2 protein-coding genes are annotated in these 2,596 nt (G+C 67.4%); both read right to left on the bottom strand.

Going from position 1 to position 2,596, the window contains the following annotated elements; all coding sequences use genetic code 11:
* Window positions 1–163 precede the first annotated feature (163 nt).
* Complete coding sequence (locus DD1DGNOD_RS06835; protein ID WP_131765791.1) at window positions 164–1,504, bottom strand: ABC transporter substrate-binding protein; 1,341 nt, start codon at window positions 1,502–1,504, stop codon at window positions 164–166.
* Between the two features lie 321 nt (window positions 1,505–1,825).
* On the bottom strand, window positions 1,826–2,476 hold the full coding sequence (locus DD1DGNOD_RS06830; RefSeq protein WP_131765730.1) for a hypothetical protein: 651 nt from the start codon (window positions 2,474–2,476) through the stop codon (window positions 1,826–1,828).
* Window positions 2,477–2,596: the final 120 nt, after the last annotated feature.

The following is a 2,596-nucleotide window of genomic DNA, read 5'->3' as shown; positions in this document are numbered from 1 at the left end:
GGCGAGTGTTCGTTCGTCGGGGATCCCGCGGAGCTGCACCCGACGACCGTGTCCGCCGAACCGGTCTGAGCGTCCTCCGGCGCCGGTCGAGCCGCTCAGGCTGGCCCGGCCGGTAGTCACACCCACCGGCCGGGCAGCAGGTTCACTCAGCCTTCACCGGGCTTCACTCAGCCGGATATGGCAGGTTCGGGACAGTGAAGCAGGTGGTGTTCATGTCCTTGACCTGGGTTACCCAACCCCCCTTGCCGCTGCCCGCCGGGTCCTCCCACTTGACGACGTTGATGCAGTTGGTGTCGGAATCCGGCGGAGTCGCAAGCTTCGTGAAGTTGCGTGCGGTCAGCAAATCATCACCGTTGTAATCCTGCGGACGGTTCAGATACTTCTCGACGCATACGCGGGTGAGGTCGGCATCACACGACTTCATCGCGTCGGTGAGCCAGAGGGCGGACGCATAGCCCTCAAGGGTCCATATGCTCAGCTTGCCCTCGCGCGCGGGCTGGTACTTCGCCATGTCCGCACGGAACCTGGCCACCGCAGGGTAGTTCGTGTCGTTGTAGTTACGGGTCGTACTGATCGCGTAGGTGGTGTTACGGCAGCCGGGCGTGTCCGCGAAGGTCTTGCCGAAGGTGTCGGTCCACCCCTGCGACGTGGTCACTTTCGCCTTGACGGTGAGCCCCTGGGCCTGCATCGACTTGCACAGGGACAGGTTGCCGTTGTCCTCCATCGCGTCGAAGATCACATCGGCCCCGCGGGCCTTCATGTCCAGTACGGCGGCGTCGAAGTTCGGGGCGAAGTAGTTGATCTCTTTTTCGACGACCGTGTACCCCTCATGGCGCAGACCGTCAGCAACCGACTGCGCATAGCGCTGGGACGGCGCGACGTTGTAATACACGACCCCGGCAACCCTGGTACTCAGGTTGTCCTTGAGCCACCTGTAGTTCTCGGTACCGGCGTAGAGCTTTCCGTCGTAGCCTGGTCGCTTTCCGTCACGCGGATAATAACTGCCATAGATCGAATAGAGATGCGGGTACTGGTCGTAAGCATTGCTGGTCGGCTGGCCCCCGACGTCCGGCACGCCCTTGGAGTTCAGGTACGGCGCTCCGGCGTAGTCGAACGCCGACACCCCGGCCAGGGCGAAGACCTTCTCGTCGTCGACGAGCTTGCGCACACAGGCTGAATTGTCCGGCCCACTGCCGTGGTCGTCGCACTGGACGACTGTGACCTTGCGGCCGTTGACTCCGCCGGCGGCGTTGAGCGCGTCGAAGTACGCCTTCGCGCCGTACAGGGAACCGGAGAACGTCTCAGGCCCCAGCGGGCTCGTCAGACCGACGATCACACCGATTTTGATGTCGTTCGCCGTCACGCCGGTATCCGACACGGTGTTCACCCCACCGCCCTGGGTGAGGCTGCCAGACGGTGTGCCCGAGTCGTTCACCCTGCTCCCACAGGCCGAAAGCGCAAACACGGACAGCGCGGCTATGACGACGAGCGACCTCGCTCGTATGGACATGCTCTCCCCCGGGATCGTTGGTTACCCAAGACGCTATTGCGCCGGCTGGGGCCCCGCGCGTCGCGCTCCCGACAAGCGCGGGCCCAGCGCTTCCTGATCGTCAACGGCCGCTGGGGAGCATCCGTTCGGCTGGTGTGCCCACAGACCCGCTCCATCACCACCGGCACCATAGCTGTCCGGACAACGTCACCTGCATGAGGCCCGCTCAAGGAACGGGCTGGTCACCTGCGTGACGCCCGTTCAACGTCACCTGTTCAAGGAACGGCCTGGGTGTCACCGGCCACCACGGCGACCGACCCCGGCCAACTCCCCGGATCAATGGCCCTGGCGTACCCGAAACCGGCGCCACCACCGCCGGCGCGACACCGAAGGGGTGGGATGTGGTGACACCCGCGTGTCGTGCTCCCCGACGATCTCGTTCTCGCCGCCCCCGGAGTCGGCCGACACATCGCCGGAGGCTTCACCACCGGGCACTTCGACACCGGACGCTTCACTGCCGGAGTCTTCGGCACCAGGCGTTTCACCGCCGGAGACCTCGGCACCGGACGCCGACGCGGCGGCGGACGGCACTGCCGCCACCACGGGCAACTCCTGGTCACCGTCGGCCGCGGCCGGCTCGGCTGCGACAGGTTCGCGAGCTTCGGCGTGCTCCGCGGCCTGCGCCACCACGGACGTCCCACCCGCCGGAACCTCGACGGCCGCGGTCTGCGTCCCGGCCGGCACAGGATCCTGAGCAGGTGGTGCCGCAGCCGGCGCTGCCTGCTCGACCGCCTCGACCGCCTCGACCGCGCCGGCCTCCTCGGCGGGCCCGCTCTCGCCGGCCGGAGAAGCAGACGGCGTCCGGACAGTCTCCTCCACGGGGGGTGGAATCTTACTCGGCGGCTGTGCCGTCTGCGCCGCCACCACGGCCGCCGGCGGCTGCCGCACGCCCTGGTCCGCGGCCGGCTGCCCACCGGATGTGGCCACGGGCGCAGCCGACACTGTGGATGCCGCGGGCGCCGCGGCCTTCCTGCGGGACGCGCGGGGTGCTCTCGCGGCCTGCTCCGGTTCCGGTTCCGGTGCCGGTTTCGGTGCCGGTTTCGGTGC

Origin of the sequence: Candidatus Protofrankia californiensis (genome assembly GCF_900634765.1) — a bacterium.
In the GTDB taxonomy this organism is placed as follows: Bacteria; Actinomycetota; Actinomycetes; order Frankiales; family Frankiaceae; genus Protofrankia; species Protofrankia californiensis.
The sequence above is the reverse complement of the archived record's forward strand: the minus strand, read 5'-3'. Positions and strand labels throughout refer to the sequence as shown.